The organism is Gluconacetobacter aggeris, assembly GCF_014174395.1.
GTDB lineage: Bacteria > Pseudomonadota > Alphaproteobacteria > Acetobacterales > Acetobacteraceae > Gluconacetobacter > Gluconacetobacter aggeris.
In genome coordinates, this window is sequence record NZ_JABEQD010000002.1 from 336,305 (window position 1) to 357,394 (window position 21,090).

The window sequence follows — 21,090 nt, forward strand, 5'->3', positions numbered from 1 at the left end:
CGCCCCTCACCCGTGATCCGGCTCCGCGACGTCGGTTTCCGCTATGATGCCGCCGGCACCTCGGCTCCTGTCGCCCTGCGCCAGATCTCGTTCGAGGTACCGCAGGGCGGCTTCCGCTGGCTGCTCGGCCCGTCGGGCGCCGGAAAGTCCAGCCTGCTGCGCCTGCTGGCGCTGACCGCGCGCCCGACCTCCGGCACGCTGGAAATCCTGGGCAGCAGCGTCGCCCAGGCACGCCGCGCGGCACTGGCGCGGCTGCGGCGGCGCATCGGCGTCGTGCATCAGGATTTCCGGCTGCTGCCCGACCTGCCGGTCTTCGACAACATCGCCCTGCCCCTGCGCCTGCAACACCGGCCGGAGGACGACGTGCGTGACGAGGTCCATTCCATCCTGGACTGGGTCGGCCTCGGCTCCCGCGCCACGGCCCGCCCGCCCCAGCTTTCGGGCGGCGAGCAGCAGCGCGTGGCCATCGCCCGCGCCGTGATCCACCGCCCGGCCCTGCTGCTGGCCGACGAACCCACCAACGCGCTGGACGAATACCAGGCCAACCGGCTGATGGACCTGTTCCGCGACCTGTCGGGGCTGGGCACCACGATCCTGGTCGCCACCCATAATGACGCGCTGATCCGCCGCTATCCGGCCCATGAGCTGGAACTGGCCCAGGGCAGGCTGCTGCGCGATGGCTGAACGGCCGGGCCTCCTCACCCGCTGGAACCAGGCCAGGCGCGCCGACGGACTGGCCCTGCGCCGCGCCCTGCCCGACCGGCTGCTGCCGCTGCTGGTCGCCGCCATGGCGGTCCTCGCCGCACTGGCGCTGGCGGGCGCCACCGGCGCGCAGATCCTCTCCACCCGCTGGTCGAACGGCGCCGCATCGATGCTGACCATCCAGGTCCCCGACCCGGAGACCCCGACAACGACAGCAGGCACCACCACCCACCTCACGCGCTCCGACGCCGTCCTGGCCGCCCTGGCGGACAGTCCCGGCGCCTCGCGCGTCCACCGGCTGGACAAGGCGGAACTGGGCGCCCTGCTGGCCCCCTGGCTGGGCCAGGACCATGATTTCGCCCTGACCCTGCCCGCGATCATCGAGCTGCACATGGCAGCCGGCACGCAAACCGACGCCACGGCGCTCGCCCGCCGCCTGGCCGCCATCGCCCCCGGCACACTGGTCGAACGCAATGCCGAATGGGGCGAACGGCTGGGCCGGCTGGCCGACAGCCTGCACAGTTGCGCATTGCTGGCGGTGGCGATCGTGGCCGGCATCGCGGTGGTGCTGATCGCGGCCACCACCCGCGCCGGACTGGCGGCCCGGCGCCTGCCGATCGAACTGATCCACGCCATGGGCGCGACCGACGGCTATATCGCCGGGCGCTTCGCCCGCCGCACCGCCCTGCTGGCCTTCATCGGCGGGCTGGCGGGCAGCGTGCTGGCCCTGCCCATCCTGGTGCTGCTGTCCCGCGTGGCGGCCCCCTTCGCGGCGGCAGCCCCGGCGCCCGCGCCTGCGGCCGACTGGACCATGCCGGCCCACATGCTGCTCGCCACATTGCCCACCCCCCTGGCCGCCACCCTGCTGGCCCTCGCCCCGGCGGCGGCGCTGATCGGCTGGCTGACGACCCAGGCCACGGTGCGCGCCTGGCTGAGAAACCTGCCGTAATGAAGCGGGGCGGCGCGGCTGGACGATTCCTTTACGGCACGCTGGCCGGCCTGCTGGGCTGCATGCTCCTGTGGAGCACGGGCTTCGCCTGGTTCGTCCACGACGCACTGAAATCGCCTGCCCGTCCCCCCGTCGCGGACGGCATCGTGGCCCTCACCGGCGGCCAGGGCCGGATCGAGGCGTCGCTGCGGCTGCTGGCCAGCGGCCAGGCACACCAACTGCTCATCTCCGGCGTCGCCCCCCACGCCACCACCGCCAGCATCGCCGGCGCCCTCCCGCCGGATCTTGCGGCCAGCCTGTCGCCCGAACTGTGGCGGCGGGTCACGCTGGGCCGCCACGCCACCTCGACCATCGGCAATGCCGACGAAACCGCGCAATGGGCCCGCGCCAGCGGGCTGCGCTCGCTGATCGTGGTCACCGCCGGCTACCATATCCGCCGCGCGATCATGGAAATCCATCGCACCGTGCCCGACGTGGCGCTCCATCCCTATGCGGTCCGCCCCCCGGCGCTGCGCGCGCCGCTGCGCGGCTCCTCGCTGCGGCTGCTGGCAATGGAATACGACAAATGGCTGATGGCCAGTCTGGGCCTCACCCGCAACATGCCGGTCCGGGCACAGAACTGACGACCGCGACCAGCTCTTGTCTCGCGGCCGTTTTTCTGATGTACGCCGCCCCGTCGCACGCCCGTCGTGCCTGACCTGTCCGGAATGCCCCCGCCTGCCATGATTTTCGTCCGCGCGTGCCTGTTCAATCTCTATTTCGTCCTGCTGACGGTCGCGATGGGCATCGCCGCACTGCCCATCCGCCTGTTCGCCCGGCACCTCGCACTGCCGTACGCCAAGCTGTGGACCAGGCTTTCGGTGGCGGGATTATGCCATATCTGCGGCATCCGCGTCGTGGTGACGGGCCGCGAACACCTGCCGGCGGGCCCCTGCCTTCTCGCCTCGCAGCACCAGTCGGCCTTCGACACGCTGGTGTGGATGAACCTGGTCGACCGCCCGGCCTATGTGATGAAGGAGGAACTGACCCGCATCCCGCTGGTCGGCCCGATGCTGCTGCTGGCCGGCATGATCCCGGTCCGCCGCGCCGACGGCGCCCGCGCCCTGCGCGCCCTGCTGACCGCCACCGGACAGGCGGCCGCCGACGGGCGCCAGATCGTCATCTTCCCCGAAGGCACCCGCACCCAGGCTGGCGAGACCAGGCGCCTGCATCCCGGCATCGTCGCCATGGCCACCCATACCGGCCTGCCCATCATCCCCGTGGCGACCGATTCCGGCCTGCGCTGGTCGCGCAACGCCTTCGTCAAACGTCCCGGACCGATCCACATCGCCATCGGCCCCGCCCTGCCCGCCGATGTGGGCAAGGCCCGCATCCTGAGCGAAATCGCCGCACGATGGCAGGAATCGTCCAGCCGGTTCGGCAGGATCGAGGGCGCGGAGAAACCTGTGGATAACTCTGTGGGCAGTCAGACCGGTCATCCGGCGGGCCTGTGACTGTCCGTTTGCCCACAGGCTGGCGCCCCTCCGCTACCGGCGGCCTCCACGCCACGCCATCATCCAGCGGACAGCCGAAAAGCGCGCAATAACATATTAAATTCACACCTATTTTTAATATATTTTCCCGACAGACCCGGCGCCGGGCCTGCCGGCGGCCTCTGCGCGCACCGCCGCCCGCTCCCCGTTCGCCGAAACTGTGGATAAATTCGGTCCCCCGCTCTTTTTTCCAATCGGGCGCGGCATGTGAAAGATTTGTGAATCAATCTGTTCCCGGCCTTCCGCAAGGTGCCTTATCAAGAACGACATGCCGCAGCACTCCTCCCGGCCCGTGCGCCATCGCCCATCCGGCCGCCGCCCGTGGCTCCGCCGCGCCGCGCTGGCCCTGCTTGGGGTTGCGGCCATCGACGGCCTCGCCTGGCAGGCCGCGCAGCACGCGCTGGACAGGATGGCGGCGGGCTGGAGCACCCGCTTGCGCCAGCAGGGCTGGACCGTGCAGCCCGGCCTCCCTACCCGGGGTGGCTCCCCGCTGACCGCCCGGCTCACCCTCCGCGCCCCCCGCCTGGACGGCCAGGCCGGCGGCCGAACCATCGCCTGGGGCGCGCAGAACGTCACGCTGTCGCTGTCCATGCTGCACCCGCTGACCATCCGGATCGGCCTCGACGGCACCCAGGCCGCCCGCATGACCGGCCCCGACACCATCCGGGCCGTCAGGGTCCAGGGAGAGGATGCCCGCATCTTCGTCCCGCTCGGCCTGCCGCCGGGGGCCGTGGCCGGTCAGGCGGCGTGGGCTGCCCGCGCGCTCACCCTCCAGATCCTGCAACCGGACGGCCGCACGACCGACCTGACACTGCACGATCTGCGCGGCCACGGATTATGGAACGACCGCGCCGGCCCCGACGCCAGCCGCTTCGCCCTGACCACCCATGCCGCCGCGATCGACCTGCCGCCCACCCTGCCCCTGCCGCCCGCGCCGACGGACGCGCACCGCCTGTCGGATGCCGGCCTGACCCTCGCGCTCCCGGGCGGCACGGAGCCCGCCCTGCTGGTGCAGGACCTGCATGCGCGCTGGACGCACCTGTCCCTGTCGGTGATAGGAAGCGCCCATCTCTCGGCGCAACATGGCCCGGAGGGCAGTTTCACCCTCTCCGTGGCAGGAATCGGCCAGACCGTCCGCACGCTGGACCAGGCCGGCATATTGTCCCCGGACCTGGCCAGGGCCGTCACGACGATCGACCGGCTGGCCGCCCGTTATCCGGGCGGCACCGCACCCGCCACGCCCGAGGCCCCGCTCCCCACCGACCGCCCTTTGAGCCTGCCGCTGCACCTGAGCGCCGGCACGCTGTTCGTCGGCGCAATTCCGCTAGGCCCCCTGACGGACTGGCTCAACTGAATTCATGCGCCTCAGCCTGCGCCCGACGACGCGGCCAGCGCGGCCCGCAGGGCCGCAACCTCGCGGCGCAGGCGCAGCACTTCCTCTTCCATGCTCTCGCCGCTCGCGGTCCCGTCCCCGGCCACCGCCACCGCGTTACCGTTCCCATCCTCATGCGACGCCGCCGGCTCGCGGAACGCGGCGAACACCGACATCGCCCGGTCCATCATCTCGATGTCCTGGTGGCCCAGACTCTCCATTTCCGGTGGCAGGAACGCCGCCATCGTCTGCTGCATGGGGGTGCGGATCGGGTGATGGTTGGCCGCGAACAGCTCCATCATCTGGTCCAGATAGTCCGGCACCAGCCCCTGCATGCTGTCGCCATAGAAACGGATGATCTGCCGCAGGAAGCTCGCGGGCAGCATGGCACGCCCCTTGGTCTCTTCCTCCATGATGATCTGGGTCAGCACGGCGCGGGTGATATCGTCACCCGTACGGGCATCGAAAACCACGAAATCCTTGCCGGAACGGACCATGTCGGCCAGCGCGTCGAGCGTGACATAGATCGACCGTTCGGTGTCGTACAAACGTCGGTTAGCATATTTCTTGATGACGACCGGGGCGCACGGGCGGCTGGCATCCGGCAATATACCCTCCATCAACGGCTGGGCCGGCGGGTGGCCGGGGCATGAAACGAACCGCCGTGCAAGCTCCGGCGAGACAACACGAAAATGACATCCACCCAGGACCATCGCGGGGGCGACCGCCCGGATATCGGCAACAGGGTCGAAAACCCTAGCATGACCGCACACCCGATGCACAGGCCGCGCCCCTGGATCGCCAACCGGTCGGCCCTGCGATGCCTAACGTGCCGGCGGCCCAGCGGTGCCCGCCGATCGGATTATAAGGTGACCGCCGTCCGGGCCAGGCACGGCAGCCGGCAGGCCGCCTCGTACCAGGCTGCCAGTGCCGGACGGTCCAGCCGCCACGGATCATCGACGAAGCGCACATCCAGGTATCCCAGCGCACACGCCACCGACAGGCCGCCGATATCGATCGGCTCCAACGCGGGCGGCTCGCTTTCCAGCCGGTCCAGGCTGCGCCTGACCGCCGCAAGCTGGCGCTGGACCAGCGGATGGTCATGGACCAGCCCGGCCGGAATCAGCGTCCGGACCAGGATCGCGGCATCGGCCAGCCCATCGCCCAGCGCCTGCATCCGCAGCACCCGCCGGCGCGCCTCGTCCCCGGCAGGGACCAGCCGCCCGCCTCCGGCCAGCCCGTCCAGATAATCCACGATCACCCGACTGTCGTACACGCCCTCGCCATCCGGCAGTTCCAGGGCCGGGATCTTGCACAGCGGGTTCGCCGCCAGCACCTCAGGCGGCGAGTCCGAGACCCGCACCGCAATTTCGGTCACGCGCGCCTCCAGCCCAAGCAGGATCACGGCAGCCCGCACCTTGCGCGCATAGGGGCTGAGCGGAGCGTGGTAGAGCTTCATCGGGGACGATATCCTTCGGTCATCTGTCGCGCCCCGATCGTACCCGACATCCTCAATGCGCGCGATCGTTTCCGTCTTCGCCGGCGTCGCGACCGTGCCGGCGCGCAACGCCGCCCTGGTGACGTCCTTGAATGTGGCGGCCGCCTCGGCGCCCTCGGCGGCGCCTATACCGACACCTGACGCGGCCGCCCTTCCGCATCCAGAGCGACGAAAACGAAGCAGCCCTGTGTAACCTTCTGAATTTCGGTCGTATGCCGAACCCGCCGCCAGGCTTGGACGTCGATCGTCATGGACGTCCGCCCGACCTTCAGCAGGCGGGTATAAATACTGACCTCATCCCCCACGGCAACCGGATGGTGAAACACCACCCCATCGATCGCCACTGTGGCGCACCGCCCGCGCGCCGTCAGCGCGGCGGTCGTGCTGGCGGCAAGGTCCATCTGGGACATCAGCCAGCCACCGAAAATATCACCCGCGGGGTTCGTGTCGTTGGGCATCGCCACGACCCGGATTGTCAGATCCCCGCCATCTACCGCCCGTTCGTTATTCATATCCACCTCTCTTGCATCGACCGCCGGGCGCGGGCCGGATCCTGAACCGTCAGGCACGCATCGATCCGGTGTCGATAAAGCGCTGGTGCCAGGCCAGGGATTCCCGCAGCAGATGCGGCGTCTCGCCACCGAAGACGCCGTTCTCGGCGCGGCTCAGATAGTCCTTCAGCATTGGCCGGTATTCGGGATGGGCACACCGGTCGATGATCAGCCGCGCACGCTCGCGCGCCGACAATCCCCGCAGATCGGCCAGGCCCTGCTCGGTCACCAACACCTGCACGTCCTGATTGACGTGATCGACATGCGCCATCATCGGCACGATGGCAGAAATGCTGCCGCCCTTTGCCGTCGACGGCGCCATGAAGATCGAGACATGGGCGCTGCGCGCGAAATCCCCCGATCCGCCAATACCATTCTGCACGCGCGACCCCATCACGCGCGTGGAATTCACATTGCCGTAGATATCGGCCTCGATCATCGTGTTCATGGCAATGCAGCCCAGGCGCCGGACAATCTCCGGATTGTTGCTGACTTCCTGTTGCCTCAGCACGATCTTTCGACGAAACGACGCCATTTCACGATTCAGCAGGGCGGATGCCTCGGCGCTGACCGAAAAGGCCGCACCCGAAGCCGCCCGCATCTTGCCCGAATGGAGCATCGCCAGCATGCCGTCCTGAATCACCTCGGTAAATGCGACCAGATCGTCGAACGGACCATCCGCCAAACCCGCCATCACCGCATTGGCGACATTCCCGACCCCGGATTGAAGCGGAGGAAGAGACGGCGGCAGGCGCCCGCGCGCTACCTCGTGACGGAAGAATTCCATCAGATGGCCCGAGATCGCCCGCGCCGTATCGTCTGTTCCACGAAAGGCGGCGTTCAGATCGGGCTCGTTCGTCAGGACGATCGCCGCGACCCTGCTCGGATCGACATGCAGCACGGGCTCGCCAATCCGGTCTTCAGGACGGCGTAAGGGCAGTTCGCGGCGGTCGGCGGGCAGGGTATCGCCCGCCCAGATGTCATGCAATCCTTCGATGGCGGGATTATGCCATTCATTGACCTCGATGATGACCTTGTCGGCCAGGTCGAGCCACGTCTTGTTATTGCCGATCGACAGGGTCGGGACAATCGCGCCATCCTCCCGGATCGCCGCCGCCTCCACCACCGCCACGTCGATCTTGCCGAAGAAACCCGCCCGCACCCAGGGCGCCAGCCGGCTCAGATGGGTATCGACATAGGCCGTCTCCCCGGCATTGATCCGGCCCCGCATGTCGGGATCACCATTATAGGGAATACGGAAACTCACACCGTTCGCCCGCGCCAGCCCGCCATCGAGTTCCGGACTGGTCGAGGCCCCGGTAAACAGGCGTACGGCAAAGGGCATGCCAGCCCGCCGTGCCTCCTCCATCCGCCGCGCCAGTGCCCTGGGTACGGCCTTTGGCGTGCCGGACGGCGTAAAGCCGCCCGTGGCCAGCGTCATGCCATGATGGATATAACCCGCGGCGTCCTCGGCGCTGCATATCTTGCGCCGCATGCCGGCATGTCGAACACGATCCTCGCCCATATCGGTCATTCTTTCCGTTCTTCTTGCTTTCTTTCGGGGTGAGTGGCGGATCAGGCTGCGATCTCGACGGCAATCGCGGTGGCTTCTCCTCCTCCGATGCACAACGCCGCGACACCGCGCCGCGCACCACGCGCGCGCAGGGCATGGAGCAGGGTGACGATGATGCGCGCGCCCGTCGCGCCGATCGGATGGCCCAGCGCGCAGGCCCCGCCATGCACGTTCAACCGATCGGCCGGGATGTCCAGGTCACGCTGCGCCGACATGGCAACCACGGCGAATGCCTCGTTGATTTCGAACAGATCGACATCGCCGACCGACCAGCCAGCCCGATCCAGAACTTTGCGAATGGCCGGAACGGGCGCCGTGGTGAACCAGGCCGGTTCCTGCGCGTGGGTCGCGCAGGCCCGGATTTCGGCCAGAATCGGCAATCCCGCCTCCAGGGCGTATGATCGGCGCGCAAGCACCATCGCCGCCGCGCCATCGGCGATCGCCGACGAACTGGCGGCCGTGATCGTGCCATCCCGGCGAAAGGCCGCCTTCAAGGTGGGAATCTTCTCGGGCGAGACTTTCGGCGGATTCTCGTCGGTGGTGACGCGCACCTCTCCCTTGCGGGTCGCCAGCGTCACGGGCTCAATCTCCTGCGTGAACGCACCGTCCTTGATGGCCGCCTGCGCGCGCGTCAGGGTATGCCCGGCATAGAGGTCCTGATCCGCACGGCTGAACCCGTATGCTTCCGCGGTGGCCTCGCCGAAATCACCCATCGACCGGCCGCCTTCATAGGCGTCCTCCAGACCGTCCCGCAGCATATGGTCCACAACCGTTTCGTGTCCCATGCGGTAGCCCGTGCGCGCCCTCGGCAGCAGATACGGCGCGTTCGACATGGATTCCATTCCGCCCGCCACGGCAATCGTCGTCGATCCGGCCAGCAGCGCATCGCGCGCCATGAACACCGACATCATGCCCGAGCCGCAGACCTTGTTGACCGTCGCGGCCGTCGTACCCTGCGGCAGGCCGGCGCCCAGTGCCGCCTGCCGGGCCGGATTCTGCCCGATCCCAGCCCCCAAAACGCAGCCCATTGTCACCATGTCGATCCTGTCGGGCGCCAGGCCGGAACGGCCCAGCGCACCGCGTATGGCAGCCGCTCCCAGCATCGGCGCAGTAACGGCGGACAGATCGCCCAGGAACCGCCCCAGTGGCGTCCGCGCGGCCGCAACGATCACGGCAGGATCTTCATGTATCATGATGTCTTTTCCTTGTCGGGCTGGCACGAGCGGTCAGCCAAGCGCCTTTTCCAGTTCGGGAACGATCTCGAACAGATCGCCGACGATGCCGTAATCGGCCACCTGGAAGATCGGCGCATCTTCATCCTTGTTGATCGCAACGATAATCTTGGAATCCTTCATGCCGGCGAGGTGCTGGATGGCCCCGGAGATGCCGAGCGCGATATAAAGATCGGGCGCCACGACCTTACCAGTCTGCCCCACCTGCAGGTCATTGGGGGCGTACCCGGCATCGACCGCCGCGCGCGACGCGCCGATGGCGGCATGCAGCCGTTCCGCAAGAGGGCCGATAATCTCCTGGAATTTCTCGGCCGACCCCAGCGCCCGCCCCCCGGAAACGACGATCCGCGCCGATGCCAGATCCGGCCGGTCGCTGCTGCTCAGCGTCTCGCCCTCGAACCGTGCGAGCCACACCCCCTGAGGGGGCACTACCTCCTCGATCGGCACGGCAACCGCGATCGTCCCGGCGGCGGCGAAAGCGGACGTCCGGATCGTCAGCAGCTTTTTTTCGTCCGTGCTCTGCACCACGGCGATCGCGTTTCCGGCATAGATCGGCCGCTCGAACGTGTCCGGCGAGACGACCCGCACCACGTCGGAAATCTGCATGACGTCGAGCAGCGCCGCCACGCGCGGCAGCACATCCTTACCGCCTGAGGTCGCCGGCGCGGCAATCACCCGATAATCCGCGGCCAGCGACAGGATAAGCGCGGCGAGCGGCTCGGCCAGCCCATGCGCGAATGCCGCGTCGTCCACCAGGATCACCCGCCCCGTCCCATGGAGTTTCGCGACCTGTTCGGCTACCGGCCTGGCCTGGTGGCCGGCAACCAGGACATGCACCGCATCGTCGAGCGCGCACAGCGCGGTCAGGGCGCGGGCTGTGGCATCGGACAGCACGCGGTTATCATGGTCCGCGACAAGAAGTGTCGTCATGCTGATCTCCAGAATCTGGCGATTTTAAAAGAGAAAAGTCAGACAAGGCCCGCCGCGCGCAGGTCGCTGACCAGTTCGGATGCCGTCGCCACCCTGATGCCCGGCTTGCGCCCGGCGGGCGGCCGCACCGCCACGATCTTCAGACGCCGGCCGATATCGATGCCGTAATCGGCAGGCACGCAGACCGTCAGCGACTTCTTGCGGGCCTTCATGATATTGGGCAGCGCGCAATGCCGGGGCTCGTTCAGGCGCAGATCCGTGGTGACGACCGCCGGCAGCGGCAGCGACAGCGTCTGCAGCCCGGCATCGATTTCGCGTGTGACCAGCAGCCTATTTTCCGCGAACCGGACGGCGGAGGCGAACGTCGCCTGAGGCCAGCCCAGCAATGCCGCCAGCATCTGGCCGGTCTGGTTGCAATCATCGTCGATCGCCTGCTTGCCCAGGATGACCAGGTCCGGCACTTCCTCCCTGGCGACTGCACATAGCAGCTTGGCCACCGCAAGCGGCTCGACCGTCTCGTCGGTCTGGATCAGCATGGCCCGGTCGGCACCCATCGCCAGCGCCTGGCGCAGCGTATCCTGTGCCTTGGCCGGCCCGATGGAGACGACCACGACCTCCTCGGCCGCTCCCGCCTCCTTCAGACGCAGCGCCTCCTCCACCGCGATCTCGCAGAACGGATTGATCGACATCCGCATGCCGGCCACATCGATACCGGTCTCGTCCGTCCGGACCCGGGGCCGGGCATTGGAATCGAGAACCATCTTTACTGGAACAAGGATCTTCTTCATGGATTCTTTCCCTCCCAGGGACATATCCGGGGCCGCGCGTCAGAAATCCCCGGCAGCCAGCGCCATGACGGGCGCGCTCCCCGCGTCGATCTGCCGCGCCAACGCGCCCGCCTGCGGCAGGATACGGCCGGCAAAGAACCGGCCGAGCGCGATCTTGCGCCGCGCATGCGCGTCGGCGCCCTCCCCCTTCTTCAACACGACCAGGGTCATGCGCAGCCAAAGCCAGCCGAAGCTGACCAGCGCGAACAGGCGCAGGTAATCGGTGGCCGCCGCATTCCGCTCGTCCGATCCGGCGAGGTCGCCGTCGACAAGGCGCGCCGTAACCTGTTCCAGATGCGCCAGCGCCTCGCGCAGGGCCGCACATTGCGCGGCGGCTTCGGCACTCCCGTCCGCCTGTTCCAGCGTCTCCCTGATCAGCCCGAGAAACGTCCGGACAGGCCGGCCACCGTCCAACGGCAGTTTCCGCAGCACCAGATCCTGCGCCTGGATGCCGTTCGTCCCTTCGTAGATCATCGCGATCCGCGCATCGCGGACGAACTGCTCCTGCCCCCATTCGCGGATATAGCCATGGCCACCCAGCACCTGCTGTCCCAGCACGGCGGCCTCGAACCCGAAATCGGTCAAGGCGGCCTTGATGACCGGCGTCAGCAGCGCCACCAGTCCGCCGGACACGCGCCGGATGTCCGGATCGGGATGAAATTTCTCCTTGTCCATCTCCAGCGCCGTAAACAGGCTCAAGGCACGCCCGGCCTCGATGAAGGACAGCATTGACAGGAGCATCCGCCGGACGTCCGGGTGGGCGATGATCGGCGCGGTGCCGGCAATATCCGTCGCCCGTCCCTGCAACCGTTCGCGCGCATAGGTCGCGGCGGTCTGGTAGGACGCATCGGCCACGCCCAGCCCCTGCATGCCCACGAACAGGCGCTCGGCATTCATCATGGTGAACATCGCCGCCAGACCGCGATGCTCCTCTCCCACCAGCCAGCCCTGGCAGCCGTCATAATTCATGACGCAGGTGGGCTGGGCATGGATGCCCATCTTGTGTTCCAGCGCCCCGACCGAAATGGCATTGCGCGCACCCGGCGTCCCGTCACGATCGACCAGATATTTCGGACACAGGAACAGGCTGATGCCCCTGGTTCCCGCCGGCGCATCCGGCAGCCGCGCCAGCACCAGGTGAATGACGTTTTCCGCCATGTCGTGATCGCCGGAGGAAATGAAGATCTTCGATCCGGTGACCGTGTACGAACCGTCGCCACGCGGCACGGCCGTTGCCTTCAACAAGCCCAGATCGGACCCGGCACCGCCTTCGGTCAGCGCCATCGCACCGGTCCAGGTGCCGGCAATCATCTTCGGCAGGTAAAGCGCCTTCAGCGCCTCGTCGCCATGGGCCTCGATCGCTTCGTAGGCGCCGCGCGTCAGGCCGGGAAAGAGCCCGAACGACAGGTTGGAGGCCGACAGCATCTCGTCCACCAGGATCTGCACCGTGCGCGGCAGCCCCTGCCCGCCATGATCGGGCGAAGCCGACAGTCCGCCCCACCCGGCATCGCAAAACGCCGCATAGGCCTCCGCGAAGCCTTTCGGGGTCCGCACCACGCCGCCTTCCAGACGGCAGCCCTCGGCATCGCCGCTCATGTTCAGCGGCTGGAGAATCTCGGTGCAGAAACGTCCGGCTTCCTCCAGCACGTTCTCGACCACATCGGTATCGATCTCCGCATAGGCGGGGATTTCGGCAAAGACCTGTCCGGCGCCGAGGACATCCTTCAGCACGAACATCATGTCCTCGACCGGAGCCTTGTAGGATGGCATGTCCTGTTCTTCCTTGTTGTGCGGTGTGCTTGTGCGGTGTGCCGCGCGTCAGTTCCGCAGGGGTTTGCCGGTAGCGATCATCTGGCGCATGCGCGCGCGGGTCGGTTCGGTAAGGGCGAGATCGAGAAAGCATTCCGTCACACGCGCGGTCAGGTCCGAGGCGCTGACCGGCCGCCCGTCGCCGGACAGAATCCCGGCCAGCGCACGCGCGATCACGCGGTCATGCGGGGCGAGGAAGGACGTCAGATCATCAACCACCCCGTCCAGCACGGCCCGAGGCGGCAGATGCAGATCGGGGGCCGCGGGCGGACGGAATCCGGGCCGCAATGCAAGCGCCACGGCGCGCGCATCTGCGATCAACCGGTCCGCATTCATCACGATGCGATCATCCGGCCGCAGCAACCGGGCCTCCTGCGCAGGAAAGGCGCCCGGCCAGGTCACCCCCCGCACTACGGCCCGAAGCGTCGCCGAGGCCGCCTCGCCCGCCTCCAGTCCGGCGGCCTGGTGACGCGCCAGCCATGCCGCGACCCCGCCCCACCCCGGCACCAGGCCGACCTGCGCCTCGACCAGCCCGATCCGCGCCTCGGCATGGGCGACGACCCGGTGGGCATGCAGCAGGAATTCACATCCGCCGCCCACGGCCAGCGCGCCGACCGCACCAACAACAGGAAACGGCGCACAGGCCAGGGCATCGAACGCCCGCTGCCCGGCAAGCAGGAAAGCCTCCAGCCCCGCTCGGTCATTGCCTTCCGACAAGGCCAGCATGGTCTTCAGATCCGCGCCCGCACTGAAGACCGGCCCGTCATTCCCCGCGACCAGCGCATCGAAATAACGCGGCACGACGGCCGCGACCTGTTGCACGGCATCGATCAGCGGCGGCGTGAAGACGTTCAGCTTGGTATGGAAAGCAAACAGCCCCACGCCATCATCCAGATCCCACAGCGACGCCGCCTCGCTCGACCAGACCGGCTGCCGGGTCAGACGCAGCGCCGGCAGCGCGATGACGCCTTCGGCCGGCTCCAGCCGCGCATGAACCGCGCCCGACTCCCGTGGCGCCAGAACTTCGCGCGCCCCATCCGCAACACGATAGAACCCACCGGCGGAGGCCGCCTGCAAAAGAGCGGGTACTGGCTGCCCGTCCTCGGCCAGCCGGCCGGCCAGCCATTCCGCCCCGATCCGGTCGATCAGTTCGAACGGCCCGTAGGTCCAGCCATAGCCAAGCCGCATGGCCTCATCCACCTGATCGGGCCGATCCGCGATCTCTGGCACCAATGAAGCCGCATAAGCCAGGGTCCGTGACATCACCGCCCAGGCATAACGCGCCGCGAGATCGGTCCCCGCCATGAGCCGGCGCGGCTCCCCCTCCAGCACCGGCGCCGGGCGTGGGTCGCGATACTCCCCACCGGAGAGGTCCAGCACCTCCCGCCCCCCGCGTCCGGCGGCCATCCGGTAGAAGCCGCCGCCACCCTTGCGTCCCGTCAGCCCCCGCTCCAGCATCGCGGTGACACGCGCAGGCTCCGCGTCATAGGCCTGAATGGCGTCCTCAGTCGGCAGATTGGCCTGGAGCGAACGGATCAGGCCCGGCATCAGATCGATGCCGATCAGGTCGTACAAGCCGAATATGCCCGTGCGCGGCAGCCCGAACGGCTTGCCCATCGCCGCGTCGGCGGTCTCCACATCGATACCCAGCCGTAAGGCCTCGCCCAGCCCCGCCGCCAACCAGAAACAGCCGATACGATTGGCAATGAAACCCGGCGTGTCGTTGCACGCCACGATGCTCTTGCCGAGCGCGACATCGATGAAGCGGCTCAATCGTGCCACCGTACCGGGATCGGTGCGCGGCCCGCTCACCAGTTCCAGCAGCCTCATCTGACGGGGCGGATTGAAGAAATGGGCAATCAGCACGTCACGGGCCAGCGCCGGATTCATGCCCTCCACCAGTTCGCGCAGCGGGATCGTCGACGTATTGGACGACAGGACGGAACCCGGCTTCCTGAAGCGCGCGATCTCCGCGAACAGGGCACGCTTGATCTCCAGACGCTCGGCCACCGCCTCAACGATCCAGTCCGCATCGGCAAGCAGCGCCATGTCGGTGCGCGTGCTGCCGGTCCGCACCCGGTCCGCGAAGCCCGGCAGCATGAAGCCCCCGACCTTGACCTGCCGCTCCACCGCACGGGAAGCGACCTCCGCATCCAGGTCCAGCAGCACGACTTCCGCGCCGGCATTGGCCATATGCGCCGCAATCCCGGCCCCCATCGTGCCAGCGCCAATGACCGCGCATTTACGTAATTCCATTTCTTTTTCTAAATTTTTCATATATCTGCCTTACATATTCGCGTAATTGGGGCCACCGCCGCCCTCGGGCGGCGTCCAGGTGATGTTCTGGGCCGGATCCTTGATGTCGCAGGTCTTGCAATGCACGCAGTTCTGCGCGTTGATCACGAAGGAAGGCGTCCCGTCCGATGCAACGGCAACCTCATAGACGCCGGCCGGACAATAAAGCCGGGCCGGCTCGCCAAAGCGGGGCAAGTTCTCGCGGACCGGAAGCAACGGATCGGCCAGGCGCAGATGGCAGGGCTGGTTTTCTTCGTGATTCACACCCGATAGATACACCGAGGACAATCGGTCGAACGTCAGCACTCCGTCCGGATTCGGATAGGCGATCGGCGTAACCTCGGCGAGGGGACGCAGGCTGGCATGGTCGGCCTTGCGATGGCGCAGCGTCCCCATGACCGACATCCCCGCAAGCGCATGGGCCCACATGTCCAGTCCGCCGAGGACAAGCCCCGCCAGACCGAAGCGCGACCAGAGCGGCTTGACGTTGCGGACGGGATAGAGATCGCGGCCGATCGGCGACGTACGCCAGCCACTCTCATAGGATCGCGGCTCGATCAGGTCAGGGGCCGCGACAATCGCGTCGGCCGCCTGCATGCCGGAGAGGATGGCATTGTGCGATCCCTTGATGCGGGCAACATTCATGAAGCCCGCCGCGCAGCCGATCAGCGCCCCACCCGGAAAGGTCACACGGGGCACCGCCTGCCAACCGCCTTCGGTCAGGGCACGTGCGCCATAGGCGACCCGGCGCCCGCCGGCCAGCAGATCGCGCATGGACGGATGCGTCTTGAAACGCTGGAACTCGTCGAACGGCGACAGCGTCGGGTTGGCATAGTCCAGATGGACGACAAAGCCCACCGTCACCAGGCTATCCGCGCCGTGATAGACGAAGGAACCGCCGCCAGTATGCCGGTCCAGCGGCCAGCCCACAGTGTGCCGGATCAGGCCAGGATGGCATTTCCCCGGCGCCACCTCCCACACTTCCTTGATCCCGATGCCATATTTCTGGAACCCGGCGTCACGATCCAGCCCATGGCGGGCAATGACCTGCTTGCTCAGCGAGCCACGCGCACCTTCGGCAAACAGGGTATAGCGTGACCGAAGTTCCATGCCCGGCGTGAATGATGCGCCAGGCTTGCCATCCCTGCCGATTCCCATGTCACCGGTGGCAATCCCCTCGACGCGGCCGGTATCGTCGTAAAGGATCTCGACCGCCGGGAAGCCGGTATAGATCTCGACGCCAAGCTCTTCCGCCCGAGCCGCCAGATAGCGCGTCACCTCTCCCAGCGACCCGACGAAACATCCCCTGTTGCTCATGCGCGCGGGAAACAGGATTTCCGGCACGGAAAAAGCCCGACTCCGCGTCAGGAAGGCAAATCGATCCTCTGACACCTCTTGCCGAAGCGGGCGATCGCCATCGTCCCGCCAATCCGGCAGCAGGGCGTCCAGACCGACAGGGTCCATGACCACGCCGGAGAGGATATGGGCGCCGGTTTCAGCACCTTTCTCCACCACGATGACCTGGAGCCCCGGTACCCGTTGCCTGAGTCGGATCGCCGCGGCCAGACCCGCGGGACCTGCCCCAACGATCACGACGTCGCATGTCACGACCTCTCGATCCTCACGATGCCCCAGCACCTGTATCCCCTTGCCCAATGTGGGTCCGAAACAGGACGAACCGGAAAACACCGCACGCCCGGGTTAACCAGGCGGCTGAGCCGATTCGTCCGCCTGCATCCGCCACCGAAACTACCAAACACTTGTTGGGCAATGTGTAGATACCGGTTTCATGCTTTGTCGAGGTCCAAAATAGGCAAGGACGATCACAGATGTATGATGCGGTGCGCGGAACGAACGGCAGAGCGTCTGAGACGCCTGTTTGGAAATACGCCTGCGCCAGAACAGATCAATTCAGATATTCTTATTTATTTCACATAAGATTTTCAATTCATTACGACCACGGAGAGACTTGCGAAAGATGCGATGGAAAGGCTTCTCAATCGCTCCCCGCGCGGTCGAACCGCTCATGCGCGGAACGCGGGGGGCCGCAGCGCGCCATCCGAGGCCGGTCGAACGCACGCCCCTCAGCGGCGAGCGCGCGCCCGGCCGGGCAACACATCACGCAAGATCGGCTGATGTAGGCAGCCATGCCCGACATCGGAAACCGGCCGAGGCGCGTCGGGATCGCCACCAACGCGCGTCCGCACCCAGCCTTCAACGAAAACCATCCTTCTCCCGCCGCAGCCGCGCGAAGGCCGCCGCGTCGGGCGCACGCAGGAACGGATTGGTGCGCTTTTCCAGCCCCAGCCGCACCGGCACGGTGGGCCGCCCTTCGGCCCGCATTCTCTCGATCTCGGCCGCGCGTTCGCGCAACGCCCCATTGTCGGGATCGACCGCCAGCGCGAAGCGCGCGTTGGACTGCGTATATTCATGCCCGCAGCAGACCAGCGTCGCATCCGGCAGGGCGGCGATCCGGCGCAGGGACTGGAACATCTCCTCCGCCGAGCCTTCGAACAGCCGCCCGCAACCCAGGCTGAACAGCGTGTCGCCACAGAACAGCGCCGGGGTCAGCGGAAAATAATAGGCAATATGCCCGCGCGTATGGCCCGGCGTCTCCATCACGGTGCCGATGGCCCCGCCCAGCGTCACGCCGTCGCCGTCATTCACCGCCTGGTCCAGCATCGGCAGCCGGTAGGCATCGGCCGCCGCCCCGGTCACAATCGCACCGTAGCGCTTGCGCAGGGCATCGGTCGCCGCCACATGATCGGCATGATGATGCGTCAGGAAAATCTGGTCCAGCCGGCCGCCGGCCTGCTCCACCGCCGCGACCAGGGGGGCCTCCTCGGCCGGATCGACCAGCGCCGTGGCGCCGCTTTCCTCGTCACGCAGCAGCCAGGCGTAATTGTCGGCCAGGATCGGCACCGGGTGGATGGCAAGCACCATGATCTCTCTCCGTCTCGTACGCGGCTCCAGGGCGGTCCGGCATTCTCCAACAGTTTGTGCTAATCTGGCCTGATGCAAGACGATATCTGCACCGCAGCCAGATTCTATGCCGGCCGCGCGGGCGAGAACACCGCCCGGCTGCTGCGGCATCGCCTGCATGCATTCTGGCCCCACACCGGCAACGACCGGATATTGGGGCTGGGCTACACGCTGCCCTTCCTCCAGCTCTGGACCCGGCCGGACGGCGCGCCCTGCATCTCGGCGCGGATGGACACGCCCGTCACCCGCGACGCCCCCCCCTTCACGCCGGAGGGCATGCGCGACTGCCTGGTGGCCGAAGACCGCCTGCCCTTCCCCGACCTGTCCTTCGACCGGGTGCTGCTGGTCCACGCGCTGGAAATCACCCAGCGACCCGACGCACTCGTCCGCTCGGTATGGAAGGTCATGAAGGATCATGGCCGCCTGCTGCTGGTCGTGCCCAACCGCGCCGGCTGGTGGGCGCATTCCGACGGCACGCCCTTCGGCCAGGGCGAGCCCTTTTCCGCCCGCCAGATCGCGCGACGCCTGTCGCAGGCCTTCCTGCGCGCCGAACGGCATGACGGCGCACTGTTCATGCCTCCGCCCGGGGCCGGGCACCGGCGCCCCGGCGCGCTGGCCGAAACTGCCGGCCACATGCTGCTGCCGCAACTGGGCGGCGTCTTCGTCATCGAAGCGGTCAAGGACGTCTATTCCGGCGTCCCGGCCCTGAGCGCGCCGGCCCTGATCCGCGCGCCCCGACGGATCTACGAACCCGGCTGACCGCCCCCCCGATCCATGCCACACTGGCGTCGCACCGGCGCCACGCTTGACCCATTCCCCCGCAAACCCCATGAAGCTCGGTCCATGTCCCTGATCCAGTCCATCAAGCTCGTCCTCGCGCGACCGCATCCGGCCGCCCGTCCCTTCCTCCTGGCGTCGGGTGCCACCGCGCTGGCAGCCCGGCTGCTGCCCTGGCGCCCGGCCCGCTGGCTCAGCCACGCGGCGGGGCTGTTCTTCGGCTTCTGCCTCTATTTCTTCCGCGATCCGGAGCGCGTGCCGCCGGCCGACCCGCATCTGGCGGTAGCCCCCGCCGATGGCCGCGTGGTGTCGGTGGAAAAGGTCTCCCCCCCCGCGTCGCTCGACATGGGCGACGCGCCGGTCTGGCGCATCGCCACCTTCCTGTCGGTGCTGGACGTGCATGTGAACCGCATGCCCGCCGCCGGAACCGTGACGCGCGTAGCCTACCATCCCGGCCAGTTCCTCAACGCCAGCCTGGACAAGGCGTCCGACCTCAACGAACGCAATGCCCTGCGCCTGACGCTGGAAGACGGGCGCAACCTGGCGGTGGTGCAGATCGCGGGCCTGATCGCCCGGCGCATCCTGTGCGATGCCGAGGAAGGCATGACCTATGAGGCCGGCGAGCGCTTCGGCCTGATCCGCTTCGGCTCGCGCACCGACCTGTACCTGCCGCCGGGCGTGGAACCGCTGGTCTCGACCGGCCAGACCATGATCGGCGGCGAAACGGTCATGGCGCGTCTCTGACCCCGATGGCCCTGCCCGACACGCCCCCCTCCTCCGCCCCGGCCACGCCGCGGCGGCGGCGCCGGCTGATTCGCAGACGACGGCCCCGCGTTCGCGGCCCGTCCTTCAACCGGCTGATCCCCAACATCATGACGATGCTGGGCCTGTGCGCGGGGCTGACGGGCATGCGCTTCGCGCTCGACGGACGGTTCGGCGACGCGGCGGTGGCCCTGCTGATCGCCGCCTGCATCGACGGGCTGGACGGGCGCATCGCCCGCCTGCTGCGCGGCACCAGCCGCTTCGGCGCGGAATTCGACAGCCTGTCCGATTTCCTGTGCTTCGGCGTGGCGCCCGGCTTCGTGCTGTATCTGTGGGCACTGCGCGATGCCGGGCGCTACGGCTACCTGCCCTGCATCATGTTCACGGTCTGCATGGCGCTGCGCCTGGCGCGCTTCAACGCCAGCCTGGACGATACCGAAAAGCCCAAATACGCCAGCAATTTCTTCACCGGCGTCCCGGCCCCCGCCGGGGCGGGACTGGCGATGTTTCCCCTGTTCCTGGGGCTGGAGGCCCACAAGCTGGGCTGGAACCAGGTCTATGAGCTGACCCGCCTGCCGCTCCTGCCGGCGCTGACGCTCAGCGGCACCGCGTTCCTGCTGGTCTCCACGCTGCCCGTCTGGTCGTTCAAGAATTTCAAGGTCCCGTCGGCCTATGTGCTGCCGCTGATGCTGGGCACCGGCGCCTATGCCGCCGTCCTGGTCGCCGACCCGTGGGGCGCGCTGGCTGCCGCAGGCGTGATCTATATCGCCCTGCTGCCCCTCAGCCGCCGCAGCTTCCACCGCCTGAAGCAGGAGGCCCTGGCCCTTCAGGCCGAGGAAGACAATCCGGAGGCCCCCAGCAACGCCGCCAGCCCGGCGACGATGGAAGCCGGCGAAGGCGGACAGCCGGGGATCGACGCATCCAGCGGCGCCCGGCCCTCCAACCCGCCCAGAACGGCATAATTCTCCCCGAACGGGCCGCCATCGATCGCGCAGGCCCCAACCGCCACCAGCGCCCGCGGATCGGGCATGGCATGCCATGCCGCCTCCAGCACCGGGGCCATGGCGCGGGTCAGCGGCCCGGTCACCAGCAGCACATCGGCCAGGCGCGGCGTCGTCACGAAACGCAGGCCCGTCGCCGGCAGCGCATAGGCCGCCCCGTCCAGCGCCGAGACCTCCATCGCGCATCCCTCGCACCCGCCTGTATCCACGTGAAACACCGCCATCGGCCCCACGGCCGGCAGGCGGATGGCAGGCCGGACTCCCCGCGCCAGAATCGCACGCAGCAGCGCCAAGAATC

General features: G+C 67.8%; 19 protein-coding genes and 1 pseudogene. 8 read left to right on the forward strand and 12 right to left on the reverse strand.

From position 1 onward, the window contains the following. The first annotated feature begins 12 nt into the window (after positions 1-12). The 5 genes from HLH36_RS04175 to HLH36_RS04195 all read left to right on the forward strand — a co-directional run bounded on the left by HLH36_RS04175 (position 13) and on the right by HLH36_RS04195 (position 4,537). On the forward strand, positions 13-684 hold the full coding sequence (locus HLH36_RS04175; protein WP_182985197.1) for an ATP-binding cassette domain-containing protein: 672 nt from the start codon (positions 13-15) through the stop codon (positions 682-684). Continuing rightward, the gene (locus HLH36_RS04180; protein ID WP_182985198.1) at positions 677-1,651 is read left to right on the forward strand and encodes a cell division protein FtsX; all 975 of its coding nucleotides are present in this window, start codon (positions 677-679) and stop codon (positions 1,649-1,651) included. The genes HLH36_RS04175 and HLH36_RS04180 overlap by 8 nt, the downstream gene beginning before the upstream one ends. Continuing rightward, a complete protein-coding gene (locus tag HLH36_RS04185; RefSeq protein WP_182985199.1) occupies positions 1,651-2,274 on the forward strand; it encodes a YdcF family protein in 624 nt (207 codons plus the stop codon). The genes HLH36_RS04180 and HLH36_RS04185 overlap by 1 nt, the downstream gene beginning before the upstream one ends. Before the next feature lie 99 nt (positions 2,275-2,373). Continuing rightward, the gene (locus HLH36_RS04190) at positions 2,374-3,144 is read left to right on the forward strand and encodes a lysophospholipid acyltransferase family protein (protein ID WP_182985200.1); all 771 of its coding nucleotides are present in this window, start codon (positions 2,374-2,376) and stop codon (positions 3,142-3,144) included. A gap of 307 nt (positions 3,145-3,451) precedes the next feature. Continuing rightward, positions 3,452-4,537: a DUF2125 domain-containing protein gene (locus tag HLH36_RS04195; protein ID WP_182985201.1), complete on the forward strand. Its 1,086-nt coding sequence runs from the start codon at positions 3,452-3,454 to the stop codon at positions 4,535-4,537. 11 nt (positions 4,538-4,548) lie between these two features. On the opposite strand, the gene phaR is transcribed toward HLH36_RS04195, so the two are convergent. The 11 genes from phaR to gloB form a co-directional block, all read right to left on the reverse strand. Beyond that, positions 4,549-5,163, reverse strand: coding sequence for a polyhydroxyalkanoate synthesis repressor PhaR (gene phaR, locus HLH36_RS04200; RefSeq protein ID WP_246376413.1), 615 nt, complete (start codon positions 5,161-5,163; stop codon positions 4,549-4,551). Between the two features lie 254 nt (positions 5,164-5,417). After that, positions 5,418-6,014: a glutathione S-transferase family protein gene (locus tag HLH36_RS04205; RefSeq protein ID WP_182985203.1), complete on the reverse strand. Its 597-nt coding sequence runs from the start codon at positions 6,012-6,014 to the stop codon at positions 5,418-5,420. A gap of 164 nt (positions 6,015-6,178) precedes the next feature. Continuing rightward, positions 6,179-6,565: an acyl-CoA thioesterase gene (locus HLH36_RS04210; protein ID WP_182985204.1), complete on the reverse strand. Its 387-nt coding sequence runs from the start codon at positions 6,563-6,565 to the stop codon at positions 6,179-6,181. Positions 6,566-6,614: 49 nt separating this feature from the next. Then, positions 6,615-8,129, reverse strand: a complete 1,515-nt coding sequence (locus HLH36_RS04215) for a succinate CoA transferase (protein WP_182985376.1) — start codon at positions 8,127-8,129, stop codon at positions 6,615-6,617. A gap of 50 nt (positions 8,130-8,179) precedes the next feature. Beyond that, entirely contained in the window at positions 8,180-9,370 is a 1,191-nt protein-coding gene (locus tag HLH36_RS04220; RefSeq protein ID WP_182985205.1) for a thiolase family protein, read from the reverse strand. A gap of 33 nt (positions 9,371-9,403) precedes the next feature. After that, positions 9,404-10,339, reverse strand: a complete 936-nt coding sequence (locus HLH36_RS04225; RefSeq protein ID WP_182985206.1) for an electron transfer flavoprotein subunit alpha/FixB family protein — start codon at positions 10,337-10,339, stop codon at positions 9,404-9,406. A 38-nt stretch (positions 10,340-10,377) separates the two neighbouring features. Beyond that, a complete protein-coding gene (locus HLH36_RS04230) occupies positions 10,378-11,127 on the reverse strand; it encodes an electron transfer flavoprotein subunit beta/FixA family protein (RefSeq protein ID WP_182985207.1) in 750 nt (249 codons plus the stop codon). A gap of 39 nt (positions 11,128-11,166) precedes the next feature. Next, positions 11,167-12,936: an acyl-CoA dehydrogenase C-terminal domain-containing protein gene (locus HLH36_RS04235; protein WP_182985208.1), complete on the reverse strand. Its 1,770-nt coding sequence runs from the start codon at positions 12,934-12,936 to the stop codon at positions 11,167-11,169. 48 nt (positions 12,937-12,984) lie between these two features. Beyond that, entirely contained in the window at positions 12,985-15,252 is a 2,268-nt protein-coding gene (locus HLH36_RS04240) for a 3-hydroxyacyl-CoA dehydrogenase/enoyl-CoA hydratase family protein (RefSeq protein ID WP_338030388.1), read from the reverse strand. Between the two features lie 9 nt (positions 15,253-15,261). Further along, entirely contained in the window at positions 15,262-16,878 is a 1,617-nt protein-coding gene (locus HLH36_RS04245; RefSeq protein ID WP_182985210.1) for a 4Fe-4S dicluster domain-containing protein, read from the reverse strand. A 606-nt stretch (positions 16,879-17,484) separates the two neighbouring features. Continuing rightward, positions 17,485-18,213 carry a hydroxyacylglutathione hydrolase gene (gloB, locus tag HLH36_RS04250; protein ID WP_182985211.1) on the reverse strand — a complete coding sequence of 243 codons (729 nt, stop codon included), beginning with the start codon at positions 18,211-18,213 and terminating at the stop codon, positions 17,485-17,487. A 72-nt stretch (positions 18,214-18,285) separates the two neighbouring features. Here gloB and HLH36_RS04255 point away from each other — a divergent pair, with 72 nt between their 5' ends. From HLH36_RS04255 to HLH36_RS04265, 3 genes are all read left to right on the forward strand, one after another. Further along, complete coding sequence (locus HLH36_RS04255; protein ID WP_182985212.1) at positions 18,286-19,011, forward strand: methyltransferase domain-containing protein; 726 nt, start codon at positions 18,286-18,288, stop codon at positions 19,009-19,011. 84 nt (positions 19,012-19,095) lie between these two features. Then, positions 19,096-19,773 carry a phosphatidylserine decarboxylase gene (locus tag HLH36_RS04260; protein ID WP_246376415.1) on the forward strand — a complete coding sequence of 226 codons (678 nt, stop codon included), beginning with the start codon at positions 19,096-19,098 and terminating at the stop codon, positions 19,771-19,773. Between the two features lie 5 nt (positions 19,774-19,778). Beyond that, complete coding sequence (locus HLH36_RS04265) at positions 19,779-20,753, forward strand: CDP-alcohol phosphatidyltransferase family protein (protein WP_246376416.1); 975 nt, start codon at positions 19,779-19,781, stop codon at positions 20,751-20,753. Here HLH36_RS04265 and HLH36_RS04270 read toward each other — a convergent pair. After that, positions 20,645-21,085 (reverse strand): annotated as a pseudogene (locus HLH36_RS04270) (NADH-quinone oxidoreductase subunit B family protein); the annotation flags it as partial. The gene HLH36_RS04265 and the pseudogene HLH36_RS04270 overlap by 109 nt on opposite strands. Between the last annotated feature and the right edge of the window lie 5 nt (positions 21,086-21,090).

Coding starts and splice junctions, on each gene's coding strand:
- HLH36_RS04225 (WP_182985206.1), bottom strand. CDS start 10,339: ATGACGACACTTCTTGTCGCGGACCATGATAACCGCGTGCTGTCCGAT.
- HLH36_RS04205 (WP_182985203.1), bottom strand. CDS start 6,014: ATGAAGCTCTACCACGCTCCGCTCAGCCCCTATGCGCGCAAGGTGCGG.
- HLH36_RS04190 (WP_182985200.1), top strand. CDS start 2,374: ATGATTTTCGTCCGCGCGTGCCTGTTCAATCTCTATTTCGTCCTGCTG.
- HLH36_RS04180 (WP_182985198.1), top strand. CDS start 677: ATGGCTGAACGGCCGGGCCTCCTCACCCGCTGGAACCAGGCCAGGCGC.
- HLH36_RS04210 (WP_182985204.1), bottom strand. CDS start 6,565: ATGAATAACGAACGGGCGGTAGATGGCGGGGATCTGACAATCCGGGTC.
- HLH36_RS04230 (WP_182985207.1), bottom strand. CDS start 11,127: ATGAAGAAGATCCTTGTTCCAGTAAAGATGGTTCTCGATTCCAATGCC.
- gloB (WP_182985211.1), bottom strand. CDS start 18,213: ATGGTGCTTGCCATCCACCCGGTGCCGATCCTGGCCGACAATTACGCC.
- HLH36_RS04235 (WP_182985208.1), bottom strand. CDS start 12,936: ATGCCATCCTACAAGGCTCCGGTCGAGGACATGATGTTCGTGCTGAAG.
- HLH36_RS04220 (WP_182985205.1), bottom strand. CDS start 9,370: ATGATACATGAAGATCCTGCCGTGATCGTTGCGGCCGCGCGGACGCCA.
- HLH36_RS04255 (WP_182985212.1), top strand. CDS start 18,286: ATGCAAGACGATATCTGCACCGCAGCCAGATTCTATGCCGGCCGCGCG.
- HLH36_RS04195 (WP_182985201.1), top strand. CDS start 3,452: ATGCCGCAGCACTCCTCCCGGCCCGTGCGCCATCGCCCATCCGGCCGC.
- HLH36_RS04215 (WP_182985376.1), bottom strand. CDS start 8,129: ATGGGCGAGGATCGTGTTCGACATGCCGGCATGCGGCGCAAGATATGC.
- HLH36_RS04260 (WP_246376415.1), top strand. CDS start 19,096: ATGTCCCTGATCCAGTCCATCAAGCTCGTCCTCGCGCGACCGCATCCG.
- HLH36_RS04185 (WP_182985199.1), top strand. CDS start 1,651: ATGAAGCGGGGCGGCGCGGCTGGACGATTCCTTTACGGCACGCTGGCC.
- HLH36_RS04265 (WP_246376416.1), top strand. CDS start 19,779: ATGGCCCTGCCCGACACGCCCCCCTCCTCCGCCCCGGCCACGCCGCGG.
- HLH36_RS04240 (WP_338030388.1), bottom strand. CDS start 15,252: ATGAAAAATTTAGAAAAAGAAATGGAATTACGTAAATGCGCGGTCATT.